Genomic DNA, 20,764 nt, shown 5'->3' on the forward strand with positions numbered 1-20,764 from the left:
TGGGTTTTGTCTTATCAGGTGATTGCACGCAAATGGCGTCCCCAATCATTTACCGACGTTGTCGGGCAAAATCATATTACCCAAACACTTTCCAACGCTTTAAAAAATGGCCGTCTTCCGCATGCTCTGCTTTTCACCGGCCCGCGTGGAACTGGAAAAACCTCTTCAGCTCGTATTCTTGCCAAAGCTCTTCGCTGTCCCAATGCTCAAAACTTTGTTCCCTGCAACGAGTGTGATTCCTGCCAAGAGATCGCCGGCGGTTCCAGCATTGACGTGATCGAAATCGACGGAGCCTCCAACAACGGTGTGGATGCAATCCGTGAACTTCGCGACACTGTGGCGTTTATGCCCTCCAGTGGTAAATACAAAATCTATATCATCGACGAAGTGCACATGCTTTCCACCAGCGCCTTCAACGCCCTGTTGAAGACTTTGGAAGAGCCGCCTTCGCATGTGGTTTTCATCATGGCGACAACCGAGGTGCACAAGATCCCGCAAACGATCTTGTCCCGCTGTCAGCGTTTTGATTTCCGTCGTATTTCCACCCGCTCTATCACTGAGCGCCTGAAGCTGATCTGTGATCGCGAAGGTGTGACGGCGGAGGATGAAGCCCTGTGGGTGGTGGCTCGTCAAGGTGACGGGTCCATGCGTGACTCGCAAAGTTTGCTGGATCAGGTGATCACCTTTGCCAATGGTCCGCTGACTCGTGCCAGTGTTGTGGAAATCCTGGGCCTGACAGACCGTGCGTTGCTGTTTGAAACTCTGAACGCTTTGATTGATCGCAATTCTCAGGCGATTTTGAAAGTGATTGAAAAGATCGCAGCCGCGGGCTTTGAGCCTCATTTATTTTCGCAAGATCTTCTGGAAATGATTCGCAACCTGCTTTTGATCAAAGTGTCCGAAGCGCAAGCGTCTCAGATTCTGGAAATGCCTGACTCTGAACTGCAAGCCTTAAGCGAAATGGCGGGGCGTCTTCCTGAAGAAGACATCCACATGCTTTTCGACATGGCCTTAAAGGGTGGCAACGACATTCCGCGCGCCCAAGATCCTCGTATTGTTCTGGAAGTGACTTTGCTTCGTATGGCTTCGGCTCCCAAACTTGTGGACCTGAAGACCTTGTTGCAAGGTGGAGCTGCAACCCCTCAAAGCGCAGGTGGTGCCCGGCCTTACGTTCCGCCGGTAGCCCCCACAGTCAAAGGTCACGATCGCATTGAAGAAGCCCAAAAAGTTTTAGACGGTCCCAAAGGACTGGAGGCCATGAAGGCGGCTTTGAACAAAGCCAAGCCTGCGGTATCATCCCTGTCGACACAAAAGCCTGCTGCCACCACCTCGGCAACAGCGCCCAGTGCTCCGGCACCTGCCCCAGCCCCCCAAGCCGCGCCAGTTGCGGAAAAACCGAAGTTGGCCACAGGGTCTTCTGCCACAGAACGCTGGGTGAACTTTGTGGAACTGCTTCGTCAGGACGATGCTTTGTTCGCTGCCAAAGTCGAAAATCTTCTTTTTGTGAAAGAAGAAGGAAAGCTGATCAGCCTGGGCGTTCCTGTGAAATTGGCCTTCCTGAAAGACCAAATGGCCGACGCCCAAGTGCGCAAAAAACTACAGGGATTTATTGATTCATACTGGGGTGCTGGGTATTCTTTTGAGGTATTAATGAGTCGTGATCAGGTCGGAGAATCCGCCCAGGCCATCCAGCAGAAAAAAGTGCAGTTGGCCGAGGAAGAGCTTCGCAACAAGATCAACGAAAACCCCATGGTCAAGGCTGCACAGACCGTGTTCAAGGGACAGATCAAGTCCATCGTTGAACTAAATAAACGCGGCCACTAAAAAGGAGAATTCTATGAAGGGTATGCCCGGCGGAATGGCTCAGTTGATGAAACAAGCCAACCAAATGCAAATGAAGATGAAAAAAGCCCAGGATGATCTTGCCAAGGCTGAATACGAAGCAACTTCTGGCGGTGGCGCTGTAAAAGTAAAAGTGAACGGCAACCACATGATCACTTCTTTGAACATCGACGCTGAAGTTTTGAAAGCCGGCGACGTGGAAATGCTTCAGGACATGATCCTGTCTGCAGTCAACGAAGCAGTTAAAACAGCTCGTGATACTTCCGCAAAAGAAATGGAAAAAATCACTGGCGGTTTGAATATCCCAGGAATGTTCTAGGCCTGTGGCCACAGTGCTGAGGGCACCGACAGGTGTCCGAAGCTGGAGTAGCGAGTGTTACATATCTCTGCCCTTGAAAAATTAGTCCACGAGTTGAGCCGTCTGCCTGGTATCGGGCCCAAGACTGCTCAGCGTCTGGCTTATTTCATCTTACGCACAGGGAACGAATACCCAGAGCGTTTGAGCGAGGCACTTTTGCGTGTGAAGGCCGAGGTGCATGACTGCCCTCGATGCTTTAACTACACGGACACGGACATCTGCCGCTACTGCGAAGATGCGCACCGTTCGGACGAATCCATCTGCGTGGTGGAGGAGCCGGCGGACATCATGCGTATTGAATCTTCCGGCGCGTTCCGGGGTCGCTACCATGTCTTGCACGGGGCCATTTCCCCGCTGGAAGGCATCGGTCCTAAAGAATTGAAAATCAAAGAGCTGATCGACCGTATTGATGATGGTTTGAACGGCACCGGTCCGGTTATCAAAGAAGTCATCCTCGCATTGGATGCCGATCTTGAGGGCGACACCACGATTTTGTACCTGGCAAAGCAGCTGCAAGGCAAAGGTTTGAAACTTTCTCGCATTGCCCATGGAGTTCCTATTGGCAGCGACATCGATTTCATAGATGATAGAACTATGGGTCGTGCCCTGCAAAACAGAGTGGAGCTGTAATGTCCTTTATTAACTACAATGCCAAAGAGATTCACTGCAAAGTCGTGTATTACGGCCCTTCCCTGGGCGGTAAAACCACGAACATTCAGTGGGTTTATCAAAAAACGGCCGAGGATCAAAAATCCAAGCTCGTGGCATTGAACACGGATATTGAGCGCACCTTGTTCTTTGACTTCCTGCCTTTGAACGTCGGCGACATTCGTGGCTTTAAAACCCGCTTCCACCTTTACACTGTTCCTGGTCAGGTGGTTTATGATGCTTCCCGCAAGCTGATCCTAAAGGGTTTGGATGGCGTGATCTTCGTGGCGGACTCTCAAATCGAACGTATGGATGAAAACCTGGAATCCCTGCGCAATCTTGAGAGAAACTTGGAACAACAAGGCTATGACATCCGTGAGATTCCTTTGATCATGCAATACAACAAGCGTGATCTGCCGAATGTCGCATCCTTGGCAGAGCTAAGAAGTGCTCTGAACCCTTATAATGCTCCTGAAATCGAAGGATGCGCCTCTGAAGGCCGTGGCGTCTTCGAATCCCTGAAAACTGTCTCCAAATCCATTATCAACGTCCTCAAAGGCGGAACGACTCTTTAGAACAAGACCGCGGGGCTGGCTTAAAACAAGTTTTGCCCTTCGGACAGTCCTCGCGGACGCCATCCCTTTGGGATTGGCTGCTGTGGAACTTGGGCAAAACTTGTTTTAAGCCATCCCAGCTATTTGCTCTAACTTCATCTTGGTGTGTGGGGATCATGGTTGGACCTTTGTGGGGTTGCTTTTTGTGCCTGTCGTGCTATATGAGCTTTTTCTGTGTTCATCTGGGTTACAATAAGGCCCGAGGTTGATTATGGCTTATGATATTGCTGCTGATATTCAGCGACTTAAAAAAGAGAAAAACGCGGTTATTCTGGCTCACTACTATGAAGAGGGTGATATTCAGGACATCGCGGACTATGTCGGTGACAGCTTCTATCTGGCCAAGATGGGCCAACAGGTTCAACAGGACACGATTCTGCTGGCCGGTGTTGTGTTCATGGCTGAAAGTGTGAAGATCCTCAACCCTACCAAAACAGTTCTGGTTCCGGATATGGAGGCCAGTTGTTCTTTGGTCAAAGGGGCTCCTTACGACAAGTACCTGGCTTGGCGCCGTCAGCATCCCGATGGGATTGCGGTGACTTACATCAATTCCAGCGCGGAAGTGAAATCCATCTCTGATGTGATCATCACTTCTTCCAACGCTCAACAGATCGTCGAATCCATTCCCAAAGATCGTAAGATCCTGTTTGGGCCGGATCAGCACCTGGGTCGTTGGCTTTCTAAAAAACTCAATCGCGAATTCGTGTTGTGGCCGGGCGCTTGCGAAGTGCACGTGCTGTTCAACGCCAAGAAATTGTATGAGCTCATTGCCCAGCACCCAGATGCGGTCGTGATTGCGCACCCTGAGTGTGATGAATCCGTATTGCAATATGCTTCTGTCATCGGCTCCACGTCCCGCTTGTTGGAAGAAGTTCAAAAGAATCCGGCGAAGAAGTTCATCGTAGCTACCGAGACCGGGATCTTCCACCAGATGCAAAAGCTGCGTCCGGATGTGGAACTGATCCAAGCTCCTGTTTTGGATTCAGGTTGCTCTTGCAACAACTGCCCTTACATGAAGATGAACTCCATGGAAAAGATCAAGTACGCGCTTGAGACCTCAAAACCTCAAGTGGGTCTTGATGAATCCCTGCGCCTGAAGGCCAAAGTGTCTTTGGATCGCATGATGGATATCACCAGCGGCAAGCCCGTGACTTGGCCCGCGGAATTCACTGTTTAATTTTCACCCCAAGGACTCACTGCCGATGATTATCTCTGAAAGCACAATTGAGTCCTTCCAAAAGATCCTTCACTGCCCCAGCTTACAGATTTTCGCGCATCCGGATTGGGGCAGTCAAAATCCCGACCACCGGGATCTCTTGCGTGCGGAAATCCAAAAACGCACTCAAGGCAAAACACTGTATCACTCCGTCTCTCACACCCACGACCTGGGCATGTTTGCTCTGTGCGAGTTTCCGATTGGGGTGGACTTAGAAATCACCTCCCGCGTACAGGAGAAGGTCGTGGCACGCGTATCTTCCGACGAAGAACTCCGTCAAAGCCCCAGTGCGGCTGCCTTGTGGTGCGCAAAAGAGGCGTGTTTTAAAGCGCTTAAAACCTTCGAGCAACCGTCGGTGGTTTCACGGATTTCTATAGGGGACTGGCAAAATATTGATTCTCAGACTGAGACATTCACTCTTACGAACGCCACAGAGTTTAAATCCTCCTCTGAAGGGCGCGGAGTTGTCAGACAAATTTCACAGTGGAGCTTCTGCTTTTTTGTAATTCCCTCTTAACTTTGGTCGAGTCCTGCCGAAGAGTCTTATAACCGACACTAATGTAGTTTGTTTCAAGGTAGGTGAAAGATGGGAAGTACAAAATACAACCGCAGAGTGGCTCCAAGGACCGAAGTCTCTCCCATTCATATTTCGTATCTCACATCACTGGATGACTTTGCCAAAATCGCAAAGAACAGTGAGATCATCGAAGCTTCTTCAACAGGACTTTTGCTTCTGATTAAACGCGAAGACCTGATTCCGTCAGCTCTTCGCAAGAATCTGAATCTGGATTGCCTGATAGGCGACCGGGTCTTTATGCACCTGGAAGAAATGAATCTGGAAATCTCGGGTGTGATCACACGCACGCAGCTTCTGGGTAAAAAAGGTTTCCATGTCGCGATTGACTATTCAGAGGAAGCTCCCGAGTACTGGCGCGAATGTCTGATGGACCTTCTGCCTCGTCCGGGTGAGCTGGATTAAATCACTGCCAAAACCACTTGTCGCGGGATCTTCGGATCCCGCGATTCTTTTTCGAAGACTCAAGAATCCTGCAATATTTTCAATCAGACGCCATTTGAATAGTCGATCCGCCAGAGTTTTGTTTACTATCCCGGCCCATGAAGATTTCTTTGGCCCTTCTTATTCTCACCATTTTGTGGCCCGCTCACATCGCCATCAGGCACTCGTTGTGCCCGGCTCTGCTGCCAGCTGCAGCTTTGAGTGAAAAGACCTCTTCCCAAGAAGAAATCTCTGAAATCCAGTTCCATCAACTACTGGATCTGTTTGCACAAAATTATTCCGACCTTATTTTCGAAGGCAGCTGGGCCAACAACACTGTCAATGCCCAAGCTCTGCGCTTTAGTGACATCCGCTTGGTGGTGATCTATGGCGGCTTGGCTCGACATCCTTCGATGACCTTGGACAGTTTGACGTTGATGATCTGCCACGAAGTCGGTCATCACAAAGGTGGCGCCCCCTATTTCCCCGACATCCATGGCAATGTCAGCTGGGCCTCCGCTGAAGGGGCTGCGGATTATTACTCTGTTCAAGGGTGCTTCAATCAAATAGCGCAACAACTAAGCTCATCACCACAACAGGTCGCAAACAAAGATGAAATGTTGCTGGAGCAGACTTGCATGGCTCAAAACCCGCAGATATGTCCTCGAGCTCTGCTGGCTGGGTTGATCACAGCAAAGCTGCAGTGGACAGTTCTGCCGAACAACGATCCCTCTCCCAGTCTGGAGAAAGCCGAGACAGACATCGTTCAGACAACCTTGTTAGACTATCCCAGTCCCCAATGCCGCCTGGATACGTTCCGCGCCAGCGCTCTGTTAAAAGAGCGCCCGGCCTGTTGGTATCGTTCTGAAGAGTTCTAAAGACTAAAGATCCGTGAAAGTCGGAAGACCGATTTCAGAGACCAGCACCACAGAATAATGCGGAGGCAGGAACCAGCTTAGAGCCTCAGCAATGCCCTGATGTTCTTTGGTTGGAGGATTCCCCAAAGATTCCAAAGAAAATGCCAGATCATAGTGCTTACGATCCGGGCTCATCACCAGAATGCGTGGACGAAGAACGCCCTGATCACGGAAGAATTCTTTTAAAATATTACGAACATACTGCGGAAGATACTGTGGAGAAGGCGGCCCCGCGTGCAAGCCCTGACCTTTTTCCATTTCCACGCTGCCCACCGAAGCCTGTGCCGCCTCTTGATAGAAACGACCGGTTTCCTTGAAGTTCCAAAGCATGCCGTAAGTAAAAACATAATCCGGATAGGATTTGCGTGGATTGACAACCAAACCCACACCTTTCATCGCTGCCCACTGCATGACTTTGTTCGCAGGCTCTGTGGCGTCTTCACCGGTTTCGACCAAAAGATAAGGCCAGCCATCCGGCCCCTGCTGAGGAGTTTCCACCAAAAGCTTGATGTTGCCCTGAGTGACGGACATGAAGAAATCAATCTCCCATTGGTGATCACGTTTTTCATCGGGCACATTGACGATTTCAATCAGGTTCATGGAAAGCTCCTAAAAACAAAAAAGGCCGGGATAACCCAGCCTTTTTATGTCCGTTTAGGGAGCAGGTCAAGCCACGCTCCCCTGTGGCGTGATACTAGTATTCCTCAACAATCACGATTGTTTCGTAGCCCTGTTCATAGCGAACTTTGCCGTATTCATCACGTTTAGGCTGACCCGTGCGGGTATCCAGAACTGGCACAGAACCCTTGCCCGCGGCAGTGACCGCACGGTGGATTGTTTGGATCTGAGCCTTGTGAACACGCACGCAACCAGAAGAAGCCCGCTTCCCCAACATTGCCTCGCCTGCCGCCTCACCACCAGAAAGATCCGGCGGCACCTGATGGATCGCCAAACCACGAGTTTCATTGAAGAACATCGCATAAGGCATCTGGAACTTGGATTCACCAGAACGGTAGTTGTAACCGTGAACGCGTTTGATTGCATAGAATCCGCGGGTTGTGTGTCTCCAGTGAGAAGACGTGGTGCCTTTGAAGATCTTGTTCACAACACCACGAACCTTGCTGATGTATTCCAAATCCTCACGGCCTGTGGAAACATAAGTGGAAAGCTGAAGCTGGCGGTTTGTATAAAGACGCAACGTCTGCGCCTGAGGCCCTTTCGCCGCCTTGTTGATAACAATCACATTGGTGTACTGGCTCAGGTATGTTTCGCCGCGAAGATAGGCTTGTTCATTGAACAGACGACCGCGAGGAGCCTCGTATGAATCCTCAACCATCAGTCGGCGCTCCAGCTCGGAGCGAGATTGCGCAAAAGCATTGAAAGAGGCCAAGGTGGCAACCAAAAGCAGGCCGAAAATAGCCATCATACGATTCATGAAATCTCCCCATCTGAAATTATTGCCGTTAGCGAGGCAAAATTCGTCTTTTTGATGGGTCAGCTATCTAGCAGAAAGATTACAGGGATCGAACATATATTGCGCGTTGTGTAACATTTCGTCAGAAAATTTTTACACACCTTGCGAAGAAAGCCGGGCCTCCCAAGAAGAGGCCCGGCTCAAAACCATTTATTTCAGATCAAAACGGTCCAACATCATGACCTTGTCCCAGGCCTTAACGAAGTCATTGGCAAACTTCTCTTTACTATCGGCGGAAGCATACACCTCAGCGATTGAGCGCAGCTCAGAGTGAGATCCAAAGATCAGATCCACCGGTGTGGCCGTCCACTTCACAGCATCCGTCTTTCTGTCGCGACCTTCATAAAGACCGTCTTCAGAAGATTTTTGCCACTTCGTCGACATATCCAGCAGGTTCACAAAAAAGTCCGCGCTCAAGGCACCCGGCTTCTGAGTAAATACCCCGTGTCTTGAATGGCCCGAGTTAACATCCAGAACACGCAGACCTCCCAACAGCACCGTCATTTCTGGAACCGTCAAGGTCAGCATATTCGCACGATCCACCAAAGCCTCTGCCGGAGAAAGATAGTTTCCTTCGCCGTAGTAGTTACGGAAAGCATCAGCTTTCGGCTCCAGAACGCTGAAGGATTCCACGTCTGTCTGCTCCTGAGTGGCATCCATGCGGCCTGGCTTGAATGGCACAGTCACCTTATAGCCGCCCGCCTTGGCTGCGTTTTCAACACCGACGGCTCCACCAAGCACGATCAAATCCGCCATTGAAATTTTTCTGCTGCCCTTGTTAAAGCCTTTTTGAATTTCCTGAAGCTTCGCGATGACTTTAGAGATCTCTTGCGAATCATTCACTTTCCAGTCTTTCGCCGGAGCCAGCATGATGCGCGCTCCATTGGCGCCACCACGTTTGTCCGTCCCACGATAGAAGGCCGCTGAAGCCCACGCCGTGCGGATGAGATCTGAATTGCTAAGACCCGAACTTGCGATCAACTTTTTAAGGTGTGCCACCTCAGCGCCACTCACAAGCTTATGATTGACAGCAGGAATTGGATCCTGCCACTTGAAGATCTCCTTAGGAATATCCTTCCCTTGATAGCGCGCACGCGGGCCCATGTCTCTGTGAGTCAGCTTGAACCACGCTCGCGCAAATGCGGCTTCGAACTCTTTGGGATTATCCAGGAATTTTTTGGAAATCTTGTTGAAGGCAGGATCTTCTTTCAACGAAAGATCCGTCGTAAACATAATCGGTGCATGACGTTTATTCGGATCATGAGCATCAGGCACCTGATTGGCAGCCGCGCCCCCCTTCGGAATCCACTGCGTCGCACCCGCCGGGCTCTTGGTCTTCACCCAGTCAAACTGGAAGAGGTTCGCAAGATACATCATTGAGAATTGAGTCGGCGTCGGAGTCCACGCCCCCTCCAGACCACTGCTCACGGTGTCTTTACCGCTGCCTGTACCACATTTGTTTTTCCAACCCAGGCCCTGCTCTTCCAACGGCGCTGCTGATGGCTCTGCCCCCACACACTTGTCCGGTCTGTGAGCGCCATGCGCCTTACCGAAAGAGTGGCCGCCAGCGATCAAAGCCACGATCTCTTCATCATCCATCGCCATTCGGCCGAAGGAGTCACGAATGTCCTTGGCTGCCGCGATCGGATCCGGATTGCCATTCGGGCCTTCAGGATTCACGTAAATCAGACCCATCTGCACCGCCGCCACTGGCGACTTGTCCAAACGGCCTTCTTTATTGCGACGTTCATCGCCCATCCACTTCTTCTCAGCTCCCCAGAAAACAACATCCGGTTCCCACTGATCTTCACGACCGCCGGCAAAACCGATGGTTTTGAAACCCATGGATTCTAAAGACACGTTGCCCGTGAGAATCATCAGATCCGCCCAGGAAAGACTTTTGCCGTATTTTTGTTTTACCGGCCACAGCAGACGGCGGGCTTTGTCCAAATTCACGTTGTCAGGCCAACTGTTCAGCGGCTCAAAACGCTGCTGACCACTTCCTGCGCCACCGCGACCGTCACCCACTCTGTAAGTGCCGGCGCTGTGCCACGCCATACGAATGAAGAACGGGCCATAGTGACCATAGTCTGCCGGCCACCAATCCTGAGACGTCGTCAGGACTTTAGCGATGTCCTTCTTTACTTCTTCCAGGTTTAATTTATTAAACTCTTTTGCATAATCAAAGCCCTTCCCCATTGGGTCAGATTCAACGGAGTGTTGACGAAGAGGAGCCAGATCCAGACGCTCAGGCCACCAGAACTTATTGGTTGGAGCTTGCTGAACATTGACATTTTTATCTGAGGACGCTGCAAATGCAGACCCAGCGTGAAGGCTGAGTGCGATAAGAGCGGCGCCCATAAGCGGTTTTTGCAACACTGATGTTCTCCTTTGTGATTATAAAATCGGTTGTTTGGCCTCTCTAGTGTTTGCAAACCTCTATAGAATGTAAAATTGATTCTCCCTAATGATCGATAGAGGAAATCTATTTATTTTCTGTCCCCATAATTTTTATCTAATTTTTGGCCGCAACTTTTGGAGGCCTCAAGTTTGTCTCAAGCCAAGACATCCGCCGGGGTCCTGTAAAAGGATTCCCAACATTTCTTCCTCACTGCATATTTAAGCTTTTGATATTGCTTGTAGTTCTTAAAACAGGACCAGCCCTTAGACAATGTAAACAGAAGCGACGCTCCTATGCACTCAGATGCTTATAACCTGGCACCCAGGTTGCTTAACGAACATTACGGGGGAATCAATGAAGTTTAAAAATGGTGCTTTCATTCTGGGCTCAATCACTCTGGTCACCACCTTTCAAAACTGTGCGCCACAACAGGTTCAGTTCGCCGACATGGCCTCCCTGGAGTCAGCCGGAATTCCCGAAGCACCCATCTGCCGCGAGATGATCACAGAAGAAGTCAAACCCACTCTGGACTATGCGTGGGACCCCGAAGCCAGTTTGCTTCCGGAATACAAACAAGTCATGGCTGCTCCTGTTGTGGGAGATCTGGATGGCGACGGCACTCCAGAAATTCTATTCGTCACATTTAAAGATGGGGCCTATGAAAGCGACGGCATCTTGCGTGTGATCAACGGTCGCACAGGTGAAACCAAATGGAGCGCTTCAGAGGACAGTATTCGCCCTTATGCTTCGACATCCCCTCTACTATTGGATATTGATCGCGACGGCCGTCCTGAGATTTTCTATCTTCAACAGAAGAAGAACTCCATGGTTGCCCTTAACAATGATGGTTCTCTGCGCTGGACTCTGGCTTTGCCGACGGCGCTGGGTGGATGCAAAGGTGGTTTTGCCGGAGCTCAATTTTCGAGTCAGGCTGGATCTTCAATCATTGCCGGTAATTACATTGTCTCTGAAGATGCTTCGAAAAAACCCTCTTTCTCTTTCCGTTTGGATGAGCAGACAACTTCCTGTGACACCTATGCAACCAGCCTGAGCACAATAAAAGGCAGTGCACCTTATATCGTGAGCAACACCGCTGTATACGACGAGACAGGCAAAAAGCTTTGGTCCTTCAAACGCACGGGCACCCCGGCTTCCGCTGATTTGATGCCAGAAACAGCAGAGCTTGAAGTCGTTGTCACGGGTGGTGGCTATCTGACGATCTATAATGGTCTTACCGGAGAAATTCTTTCTGACAAAGCATTGGCAGAACATTCTGATCTTATCTGTAGGCTGGACGCCCAAAAGCGACCCGTTATTGGCGGCGGCCAGGCTTCGATTGGCGATTTTGATGGTAAGTCAGACACTTTGGAGATCGCCATTGCGACAGGGAAATCACTGACTATCTTTGATAACTATGGAAATAAAATCGCTGGAAGCGTGACCCAGGACTGCAGCTCTTTGGTTACGGGCATCACCTCTTTCGACTTCAATGGCGATGGCAAACCGGAAATCATCTATGGCGACGAACAATTCCTGCGTATCTACGAAATGGACAAATCCGGCGACCTGAAAGTTGTTTGGTCAACCATCAACCCTTCAGGTACTTTACGTGAATATCCAGTGGTGGCCGACGTGAACGGCGATGGCTATGCAGAATTGGTGGCGGTGGCCAACAACTATGGCGTGAGAGGTCTGTACAAAGTAGATGCAGAAAAAGAGATCGCCCAAACCATCACAGGCCTTCGCGTCTTCAAGCCCGCCACCGCAGGTTCGTGGATGCCAAGTCGTAAAGTCTGGAATCAGTATGCCTACTTTAACTCTCACATCAATGACGACCTGACTGCGAATGCCTCAACCATGCTGAATTCAACCAGCGGCAAGTCGTTTAAAGTCAACTTGCAAGGTCGCAGCACGACGATCACTTGTCGCGAGAAATAAAGTCAGGTGTTAAACACCAAACTGGAAATCCATAAAAATCACAAAGAGCTAATTTAGATAGCCTCTGTAGGGTTCTGAACATAAATTAACTTATGATCAAAACCCTGTGCTTTCTTTGTCTCTGCTTAAGCATAAATGCCTATGCTCAGCCGTATAGGATCACAGGCAGCCCGTCATATCCGCCCGTATCGTGGCAGAAAAGCGCTACCGCCTTAGAGGGCGTGGGGGTAGACCTGGCTCATCAGCTATTCAAAAGCTTGAAGTTCGACTAAAGGGTCAGTTATTCAGGCCCCTGGAAACGGGTTCAGAAGTTGGCAGAAGACGGCCACGTTGATTTTTTAATCGGGCAGCACAAGACAAATGAAAGACTGGCCTATCTCGATTATCTTGAGCCTCCTTATTTGAAGGACAAGGTTGTTATTTTTTTTCGTAAAGATGCGGGAATAAAATCAATTCAGGATCTTTATGACAGACCCGGAGCAGGTTTAATTGGTGATGCAGGAATCGGGTTATTTAAAGACTATCTGGCCGAAAAGAATATCAACTACAAAAAGAAACTGTATGAAGTCCCCGATATCGAATCTGTTTTTAAACTATTAGAGGCGAACCGAGTTCAATACACTGTCTACGGCCTAAATGCAGGGCTGTGCTATATCAAGAAGTCCAAAGTGATTTCATATATGGACACCCCCTTCCCCGAAAGAGAAATCTATTTTGCTATTGCCAAAAAATCCAAGCTGATGAGTAAGAAGAAAGAAATTGAAACTCAATATGCCGCCCTTCTTAAAAAGGTGGATATAGATAAAATGGTAAAGATTTATTTGGATATCTGCTCCGCAGAAGCCGACCATCAGAGGAAATAGAACGCAGCCATAAGGCGCCGTTTCAATTTTGATGGAGGAAGAAGGACAAATAAAAAAACCACCTCGTGGGTGGTTGATTTAAACTTCCTAGAAGAAGTTTGGTAGGGAATGCCGGATTCGAACCGACGACATCCACCTTGTAAGGGTGGCGCTCTACCAACTGAGCTAATTCCCTATCGTCTTGAGAGGACCATTTCTAGCAATGGTCCGTCCCTTAAGCAATATCTTTTTTAATAAAATGCTATTTTTTTATGTCCTCGATGCAGATTCTTTGGCTCAAGGTGGCTGAAATCTTCACAGTTTGCATGTGAACCATTTCATCCGTACCCCCACGCTCCAAAGTGCCGATGGAAAGGACCATAACTTCGTCCATAGGCATGCCCTGCAGCGGCGGTACCGGGGAATCTTTTTGGCTGATGGCCGTCATTTGAACGCGGTAAATAGCCCCACCCTTGCTGGTCATTTGCGCCAAAACCTTCAAATGATTCTCATGGCCCACCCCTGTCGCCAGGACTTTGCAGGTTTCACCGTCAAACTGCTTCACCTGAAGCTGACGAACACCCGTGGACTTCTGACGAACCACCTTCAAGGCGAAGTAGGAAACGTAGTCCCCTTGCTCGACTTTCCAGATACCCTGGATGTCTTGCCATGGGAATGGCTGTGCCAAGTGGAACGGCCATGGAACCCAACGGTCGTCACTGGCTGGCATGATATGTTCTTCGACTTTGGCATGAGCCCCTACAGAGTAAGCCATGCTGGATAAAGTCACCAAAGTTGCGATTAAAATTTTGCTCAACATGAATCCCCCCTAGTGCTCGAAATGAACTCGAGCCGCTTTATTCATGTAATATCCATTTTTGGCTCTAAAGATATACTTAGGCTTTTCATAATCCGGCTCAATCAGCTTACGCAGACGTTTGATGGTCACGTAAATCTTATTGTCGTGGATGGCAGGATCATACGGCTGCTTCCACACATTCTCAACCAAGAATTCCTTGGAATAGATCTGCCCCTGATTTTGCACGAACAAACGCAGCAAATCCAACAGGATGAATTGATTTTTGAAGTCAATGCGACCCAATTTTTTCTCGATAACCGAGTGATTGGCTTCATCAAATATGAGGTCGAAATTAGTTTGAGTCTCGCCGCCGATTTTTTCGGCAAGATTCTTCACCATGCGTGCCAGACGTTTGTGGTTTTCACCGTCAACAGATCTTTGCGCCAAAGTGATGTATGTGCGGGCCATGTCCTTGTCGCCGATTTCAAAGTACGTGTCGGCCAAGGCACCCATCAGGTAGTTGGACATAACCACGTTACGAGTCTCACGAACGATGTCGTAAGCCTTCCACAAAACCTCGATGGCTTCGTCGTACTTTTTCATCTGCTTCAAGATGTCAGCATTCAGGAACAAAGAAGACGCCTGAAGATCCGGCATCTGGTAAACCTGGAAGAAGACCTGAAGATTGTAGATCTCTTTCAAAGCATCGGAATAGCGCGCAGAGGACGGATGTGAATAGCACATCGCCAAACCAAAAATCGCGTGACAGATATCTTCTTTGTTGTCGGATGCAAGAGCGATCGCCAGGGCCTTTTGGAGATAGTCCATAGCGGTGTCGATCTGGCCTTTGTAGGAAGCACAAACTGCGAGTGTGTAGTAAGTTTTGGAATTAAGCTCAAAGCCCTCTTTAAGAACCAGATCCTGAAGCTTTTCTTTGGCCAGGTTGATTTCTTCAAATTGCTCGCGCTCAGCATAGATGCGCAGAAGCAGATTGATGCACTTCAAGTATTGAGAGAAATTCTTCTCGGCAAAGAAAGCTTTTGTCGCTTCCTGAAGATTGTCCACGGCAGGCGTGAACTCTCCTCGGTCGTAATAAAGCTTGCCGAGCTCGAAAGCACGATCAGTTGGGTTCATAAGTTCCTAAAACTCCAAAACAAAAAACAAATTACTCGCAGGGGACAGGTTTTTACAGATTGTCAGGAATACGTCAATGCAAGACGCGGACGGTTGCTCACAAAATAGGCATACTGAGAATTGATTTCAGGAATGTAATGAGCGCCCGCAACACAAAGTGATTATTCTGCGGTGTGAGAGACGAAAAAAACGCTAGGAGAGCGGTTTTCCGGCCTTCTGGAAGCGCTTCCATTCTTGTTCGGTCATCAGCGTGACAGATTCTGTATTGGGATCAAAAACAATGCGGACATGGCCTTTTTCAATCTGCTTTTGCAGCTGTTCCACCTTGGTTTCATGGGCCACTTCATTCACACCGTAGTCCGTGCCCTCACGCTGAATGAAGTTTTCGATGACCCCACGCAAAGCCGCATCACTCAGATCATCTTTTGAAACTTCAATCGGCGGGGCCGGATCTTGCGAATTTTCTCTCATACTTTCTTCCTAGCCGGTTCTCGGCCAATGACTGGGTTGGGTTATAACAAAAGAGGCCCAAAGACGAGTTCTTACTTTTAACATAAGGAATTTTCCAAAGTAGGTCAAAAATCAGTGAAGATTATATAAAACCACAACTTGTGAGGACTCCGAAATGCCGAAACTGCGCGTGTGTTTGCTTTGCCTGGCTTTAACGACATTCTTAGCTTCTTGCTCCCAGTCTTCTTCGGGAAAGAAAACCTCGCCAGACAATCAGTCCTCGGAAAACCCTCCCCAAACAACACCACCAGCAGAGTCACCTAGTCCGGAGCCAACTCCGGAAGAGCCCGCTCCTGCTCCTGCGCCGGAAGAACCGGCTCCTACTCCTGTGCCCGAGGAGCCAACGCCAGCACCGATTCCAGCGCCACCACAACCTGTTCCCGCGCCAGAAGAGCCAGGACCTACTCCACCCACGCCGGAAGAACCAGCACCAGCGCCGACACCGGCTCCTACTCCGGCTCCAACACCTACACCCGAAGAGCCTGCTCCAAGTCCAAGTCCAACGCCGACTCCGCAGCCAGTTCCGGAAGAGCCCGCTCCTGCTCCGACACCGGAGGAGCCGGCGCCGACACCAACTCCAGAGCCAACTCCAGAGCCAACTCCAGAGCCAACTCCAGAGCCAACTCCAGAGCCCATTGGGGTTTGTCCAGATGGGTATGAAAAAGTTGCGGCCAACTCCGTCGTAAAAACAGAGGCCTATTGTATCGCGAAGTTTGAGATGAAAAAGGTCTCTGGCAAAGCCGTTTCCCAAGCCGCCGGAAAGCCCTGGTTGGCAAACAAAGCCACCGCACAAGAAGCTTGTGCTGCTTTAGGAGCCGATTACCGCTTGCCTACCAATGCCGAGTGGAATGCGGCGGCCCTGGAAATCTATGACAACGCAGAAAACTGGGTCGATCACAAAAAGAACAACACACTTTACACAGGATTCTACTCCGGCTGGACCGAGCCAGTTGAAGTCAAGGACGTCACCAATCCTTACGATGGCACCGGCAAGAAAAAAGGCGAAGAGCGCAGAACGTTTGTCCTAAATAGCGGCGCGATCATCTGGGATTTCGGTGGCAATGCCTGGGAATGGGTCAGTGACACGATCTATGGAAGCTCGTACACGCCGGATCTTTCCAGCCACTACGGCCGTCGGTATCACAACAACAATTGGGACGTAAAACCTGGCTCCCAGCAGCTCTTTGATTTCACCGGCATGACCGACGCCGGAAAGAAAGACACCTACATGGGGAATCTGTTCGGGGGCAGCACCGGAAAAGTCATTCGTGGAGGCGCCGTCTGCATCCACTCCAAAGGAGTGACGGGCATCTTTGCCGCGAACATCGGCGACATCACGGCTGATGATCTGCAAGCCCCAGCGTCGTGGAATCTGAAAATGAACAACATCGGCTTCCGCTGTGTGACCCGGCCTAAATAGTCCCTGACCAGAATATCGACAGCCCTGCAAAGCCCTCCTCAAACAGAGTGAGGGCTTTTTCATTTTTATGACGGCATCTGATTTGCTCCCTACACAGCCGAATTCAACTAGTAAGGAGTGTTCCATGAGATTACAGAATATCGCACGTATCACATCTGCCATTCTCACTGTTTCCAGTCTTTGGACTTCCCCAACGGAGGCCAAAGAAGCGCCCACCTCCAAAAAAGAATACTGTGCGATGAACAGCCAAGACTATAAAGACCTTTTGATGAAGACAGAGAATCATCTGGCCTTTGTAAATCAAGGGGGCATCGGCGGTCAGGGCGTGTGCTGGTGGCACTCGATGTTCACACGAAACGCCACGTATCTGGCAATCTATCGCCCGGAGCTGCCTCGCCCCACACGCTCGGAAGCCCTTCAGATTATCAAGGACATTTCTGCCAACCGGGGTGTGGTTGATATCCCAGGGTTTAGAAATCTGGAAGAGTTTTCTGCCGTTCACCGAGATCAAATTCAGACTGAGCTGAACGCCGGCCAAATCGTCGATGGTGGCATTCTGTTTGGTTGGGTTCGTGGAGTCACAGGGAAGCATTCCGTGCCGGCCCAGCAGCTTGAAAGCATGATGAACAATCTTTACAGCGAAGTGCGCAGCGGTCGGGTGGCCTATCAAATGCTGCAAATCGAAGGCATCATGGCCCACGCCTGGCTGGTGGTGGATATGAAAAGGGACGGCGATGGATTTATTCTCTCGGTATTAGACAGCAACTATCGCGACATTCAAACCGTCCAATATCGGCGCGGCATGACCTCTTTGCAGGAATACGGCTCTGTCCCCTACACCAGCCGCAATGCCGTTGATTATCAAGGCTACAAAAACGCTAAATCCCTGTACTGCAAACGCAACATCAACGCCAAAGACCTGCGCGACCTGATCGACAAACGCTAAACCTACAGTCACTTCAAAAGCAAAGGGCCGGTATTTCTACCGGCCCTTTTGCATTCGAATCTCGTCAAACTTTCAATCTTTAATTTCCAACCACTCTTAGTGGTGGTGTACCGACTGACCCGTGTACTGAGCTTTGATTCCGAACTCGCGCTCCTTTTGAATCTTGAACAATTCTTTTGGAGACTTGATGTCCAGAGCATTGATCAGAACCTGATCCACATGGTCCACCAGGATCACTTTCAGATCCTTCATGACATCCTTAGGGATGTCCTTCAGATCTTTTTCGTTCTCCTTAGGGCAGATGATCAGCTTGATGCCACCGCGGTGAGCAGCAAGGATCTTCTCTTTCAGACCACCGATGGCCATCACACGTCCACGCAATGAAACTTCACCCGTCATCGCCACCGTGCGCTTCACAGGGACTTTCATGATCGCTGACACGATGGAAGTCGTCAGTGCGATACCTGCAGAAGGACCGTCCTTAGGAACTGCACCCTCTGGCAAGTGGATGTGCACGTCGATGTTCGAGAAGTATTCTTTGTCCAAACCGAACAAAGGACCTCTGGATCGAACATAGCTCATCGCCGCCGCACAGGATTCTTTCATCACGTCACCCAGCTGACCCGTCACAGTGAACTTGCCTTTACCAGGCACCACGCTCACCTCGACAGCCAGAAGGTCACCGCCCACTTCCGTCCAAGCCATACCGTTCGTCAGACCGATTTCGTTTTCAGTCTCGATCATACCGAACTTGTACTTGTGCGGCCCCAGAAGCTCGACCAGCTTCTGCGGAGTAACCACATAACCTTCGTTCTTCTTCGTGGAGGTCTTCGCTGTTTTGCCGCCTTTTTTGGCAGCCACAGCTTTTTTATCTGTTTTAGCTTCGGCTTTGAATGTTTCCAAAGTTTCGTTCATCACGATGTCTTTGGCGACTTTACGAGCCACGTTGGCAAACTGTCTTTCCAGGTTACGAACGCCCGCTTCACGAGTGTAGTAGCGGATCACATCGCGGATGGTGTCATCCTTGATGGTGACTTTGTAGTCTTTCAAGCCGTGGTTTTCCAACTGCTTCGGAACCAGATAGTTCTTCGCAATGTGGAATTTCTCCTGCTCGATATAACCTTCAAGATTGATGATCTCCATACGATCCAAAAGAGGTCTTGGAATCGTGTGCAAGGAGTTCGCTGTCGCGATAAACATCACTTTAGAAAGGTCGTATTCAAGCTCCAGGTAGTGATCCTGGAAATTGCTGTTCTGCTCAGGGTCCAAAACCTCAAGCATCGCCGCCGCCGGGTCACCTCTGAAGTCATTGGCCATTTTGTCGATTTCATCCAGAAGAACCAGTGGATTACCTTTGTCCACCTTACGAAGCGCTTGCAGGATTTTACCTGGCATCGCACCCACGTAGGTTTTTCTGTGACCGCGAATTTCCGCTTCGTCACGCACGCCACCCAAAGAGATACGCGCAAACGGACGATTCAAAGATTCCGCGATGGATCTTGCCAAGGAAGTTTTACCCACCCCTGGAGGACCTGCCAAACAAAGGATCGGCCCCTTCATATCTTTGGAAATCGACAAGACTGCCAGGTATTCCAAGATACGGTCTTTGACTTTTTCCAGACCCCAGTGGTCTTCATCAAGAATGCGCTGGGCATTTTTGATGTCATGTTTTTCTTCTGTGTAATCAGCCCATGGCAAAGACAGAACCCAGTCGATGTAGTTGCGAACCACAGTCGCTTCCGCAGACATCGGTGACATCATTTTGAGCTTTTTAATCTCTTTCATGACCTTGTCTTTGGCTTCCTGGCTCATCTTCTTGTTCTTGGTTTTGATCTCAAGATCTTGAAGCTCTGCCTGGTAGTCGTCTTTTTCGCCAAGTTCCTTCTGGATCGCCTGCATTTGTTCATTCAGATAGTACTCTTTCTGAGAGCGCTCCATCTGTTTCTTCACGCGCGTGCGGATCTTCTTTTCCACTTCAAGGATTTCGATCTCGCCCGTCATCAGGTTCAGAAGGTGTTCCAGACGTTTGGAAGGATCTATGATCTCCAATACAGTTTGCTTGTCTTCCAGTTTCAGATTCAATTGAGCGACGATGATATCCGCAAGCTCACCCGGATTTTCGATGGTGGAAACACGCATCAAAATCTCTGGTGGGATACGCTTGTTCAGTTTCACGTAGGTCTCGAACGTTCCTTTAACGGAGCGAACCAAGGCCTGCGCTTCAACGATATTCGTAGGATCTTCATCAAGGGCCTCAACAGCCACTGTGAAGAAGTTGTCGTTGTTTACGAAATTCTTAATCTTTACACGACGTTTACCTTCCACCAGAACTTTCACAGTTCCGTCAGGCAAACGAAGTAATTGGATGATCGTTCCAACAGTACCGATAGCAAAGATGTCTTTGGGTTCGGGATTATTGGTTTTGGCGTCTTTTTGAGCGGCCAAAACGATGTCGGTTTGTTTGCTCATCGCCTCTTCAAGAGCGTTGATGCTCTTTTCACGACCGACAAACAAAGGCATCATCATATGCGGAAAAATGATGAGGTCTCTTAGGGGCAAAAGTGGTAGTTGTTGTACTTTTCCCTCGCTCATATCCTCTCCCTCCCTGTGGGTTAACGAGCAGGCTCGCTCCTACTTAGAACCGAACCAAATCTGCTTCGGTTAAAAGATCCATCTCAAACCATGAGCAAATTCTTATACTCAGTCTA

The 20,764-nt window shown here is 49.6% G+C and carries 19 protein-coding genes and 1 tRNA gene; 12 read left to right on the forward strand and 8 right to left on the reverse strand.

Annotated elements, in window-relative coordinates; genetic code table 11:
- The first annotated feature begins 6 nt into the window (after positions 1–6).
- The 8 genes from dnaX to ACZ5ZZ_RS16650 all read left to right on the forward strand — a co-directional run bounded on the left by dnaX (position 7) and on the right by ACZ5ZZ_RS16650 (position 6,553).
- Positions 7–1,824, forward strand: a complete 1,818-nt coding sequence (gene dnaX / locus ACZ5ZZ_RS16615; protein ID WP_464140498.1) for a DNA polymerase III subunit gamma/tau — start codon at positions 7–9, stop codon at positions 1,822–1,824.
- Between the two features lie 13 nt (positions 1,825–1,837).
- Complete coding sequence (locus tag ACZ5ZZ_RS16620; RefSeq protein WP_464118845.1) at positions 1,838–2,161, forward strand: YbaB/EbfC family nucleoid-associated protein; 324 nt, start codon at positions 1,838–1,840, stop codon at positions 2,159–2,161.
- Positions 2,162–2,215: 54 nt separating this feature from the next.
- Positions 2,216–2,830: a recombination mediator RecR gene (gene recR, locus ACZ5ZZ_RS16625; protein WP_464140500.1), complete on the forward strand. Its 615-nt coding sequence runs from the start codon at positions 2,216–2,218 to the stop codon at positions 2,828–2,830.
- Positions 2,830–3,423, forward strand: coding sequence for a GTPase MglA (mglA, locus tag ACZ5ZZ_RS16630; RefSeq protein WP_011166041.1), 594 nt, complete (start codon positions 2,830–2,832; stop codon positions 3,421–3,423). The genes recR and mglA overlap by 1 nt, the downstream gene beginning before the upstream one ends.
- 250 nt (positions 3,424–3,673) lie before the next feature.
- Entirely contained in the window at positions 3,674–4,639 is a 966-nt protein-coding gene (gene nadA / locus ACZ5ZZ_RS16635) for a quinolinate synthase NadA (protein WP_464118847.1), read from the forward strand.
- Between the two features lie 25 nt (positions 4,640–4,664).
- Positions 4,665–5,195, forward strand: a complete 531-nt coding sequence (locus ACZ5ZZ_RS16640) for a 4'-phosphopantetheinyl transferase family protein (protein WP_464140502.1) — start codon at positions 4,665–4,667, stop codon at positions 5,193–5,195.
- Between the two features lie 69 nt (positions 5,196–5,264).
- Positions 5,265–5,657, forward strand: coding sequence for a hypothetical protein (locus ACZ5ZZ_RS16645; RefSeq protein ID WP_347358502.1), 393 nt, complete (start codon positions 5,265–5,267; stop codon positions 5,655–5,657).
- Between the two features lie 137 nt (positions 5,658–5,794).
- Positions 5,795–6,553 (forward strand): hypothetical protein, encoded by a 759-nt coding sequence (locus ACZ5ZZ_RS16650; protein ID WP_464140504.1) that lies wholly within the window; start codon positions 5,795–5,797, stop codon positions 6,551–6,553.
- Positions 6,554–6,556: 3 nt separating this feature from the next.
- On the opposite strand, the gene ACZ5ZZ_RS16655 is transcribed toward ACZ5ZZ_RS16650, so the two are convergent.
- The 3 genes from ACZ5ZZ_RS16655 to katG form a co-directional block, all read right to left on the reverse strand.
- A complete protein-coding gene (locus ACZ5ZZ_RS16655) occupies positions 6,557–7,192 on the reverse strand; it encodes a hypothetical protein (RefSeq protein WP_464132419.1) in 636 nt (211 codons plus the stop codon).
- Between the two features lie 94 nt (positions 7,193–7,286).
- Positions 7,287–8,027: a L,D-transpeptidase gene (locus ACZ5ZZ_RS16660; RefSeq protein WP_464132421.1), complete on the reverse strand. Its 741-nt coding sequence runs from the start codon at positions 8,025–8,027 to the stop codon at positions 7,287–7,289.
- 189 nt (positions 8,028–8,216) lie between these two features.
- Positions 8,217–10,427 carry a catalase/peroxidase HPI gene (gene katG / locus ACZ5ZZ_RS16665; RefSeq protein WP_464142393.1) on the reverse strand — a complete coding sequence of 737 codons (2,211 nt, stop codon included), beginning with the start codon at positions 10,425–10,427 and terminating at the stop codon, positions 8,217–8,219.
- A gap of 394 nt (positions 10,428–10,821) precedes the next feature.
- Here katG and ACZ5ZZ_RS16670 point away from each other — a divergent pair, with 394 nt between their 5' ends.
- Both ACZ5ZZ_RS16670 and ACZ5ZZ_RS16675 read left to right on the forward strand, forming a co-directional pair.
- On the forward strand, positions 10,822–12,405 hold the full coding sequence (locus tag ACZ5ZZ_RS16670; RefSeq protein ID WP_464140506.1) for an FG-GAP-like repeat-containing protein: 1,584 nt from the start codon (positions 10,822–10,824) through the stop codon (positions 12,403–12,405).
- A 311-nt stretch (positions 12,406–12,716) separates the two neighbouring features.
- Positions 12,717–13,268: a substrate-binding periplasmic protein gene (locus ACZ5ZZ_RS16675; protein ID WP_464140509.1), complete on the forward strand. Its 552-nt coding sequence runs from the start codon at positions 12,717–12,719 to the stop codon at positions 13,266–13,268.
- A 99-nt stretch (positions 13,269–13,367) separates the two neighbouring features.
- On the opposite strand, the gene ACZ5ZZ_RS16680 is transcribed toward ACZ5ZZ_RS16675, so the two are convergent.
- The 4 genes from ACZ5ZZ_RS16680 to ACZ5ZZ_RS16695 form a co-directional block, all read right to left on the reverse strand.
- A tRNA-Val gene (locus ACZ5ZZ_RS16680) sits at positions 13,368–13,443 on the reverse strand.
- A gap of 66 nt (positions 13,444–13,509) precedes the next feature.
- Positions 13,510–14,067: a hypothetical protein gene (locus tag ACZ5ZZ_RS16685; RefSeq protein WP_464132426.1), complete on the reverse strand. Its 558-nt coding sequence runs from the start codon at positions 14,065–14,067 to the stop codon at positions 13,510–13,512.
- 9 nt (positions 14,068–14,076) lie between these two features.
- Positions 14,077–15,180, reverse strand: a complete 1,104-nt coding sequence (locus ACZ5ZZ_RS16690) for a winged helix-turn-helix domain-containing protein (RefSeq protein WP_464118863.1) — start codon at positions 15,178–15,180, stop codon at positions 14,077–14,079.
- 192 nt (positions 15,181–15,372) lie between these two features.
- On the reverse strand, positions 15,373–15,651 hold the full coding sequence (locus tag ACZ5ZZ_RS16695) for a YheU family protein (protein ID WP_464140512.1): 279 nt from the start codon (positions 15,649–15,651) through the stop codon (positions 15,373–15,375).
- A gap of 154 nt (positions 15,652–15,805) precedes the next feature.
- Here ACZ5ZZ_RS16695 and ACZ5ZZ_RS16700 point away from each other — a divergent pair, with 154 nt between their 5' ends.
- Positions 15,806–17,110, forward strand: a complete 1,305-nt coding sequence (locus tag ACZ5ZZ_RS16700; RefSeq protein ID WP_464140514.1) for an SUMF1/EgtB/PvdO family nonheme iron enzyme — start codon at positions 15,806–15,808, stop codon at positions 17,108–17,110.
- A gap of 124 nt (positions 17,111–17,234) precedes the next feature.
- Complete coding sequence (locus ACZ5ZZ_RS16705; protein WP_464118866.1) at positions 17,235–18,056, forward strand: hypothetical protein; 822 nt, start codon at positions 17,235–17,237, stop codon at positions 18,054–18,056.
- A gap of 96 nt (positions 18,057–18,152) precedes the next feature.
- On the opposite strand, the gene lon is transcribed toward ACZ5ZZ_RS16705, so the two are convergent.
- Complete coding sequence (lon, locus tag ACZ5ZZ_RS16710; RefSeq protein WP_464132432.1) at positions 18,153–20,648, reverse strand: endopeptidase La; 2,496 nt, start codon at positions 20,646–20,648, stop codon at positions 18,153–18,155.
- Positions 20,649–20,764: the final 116 nt, after the last annotated feature.

The organism is Bdellovibrio sp. HM001 (assembly GCF_055397275.1).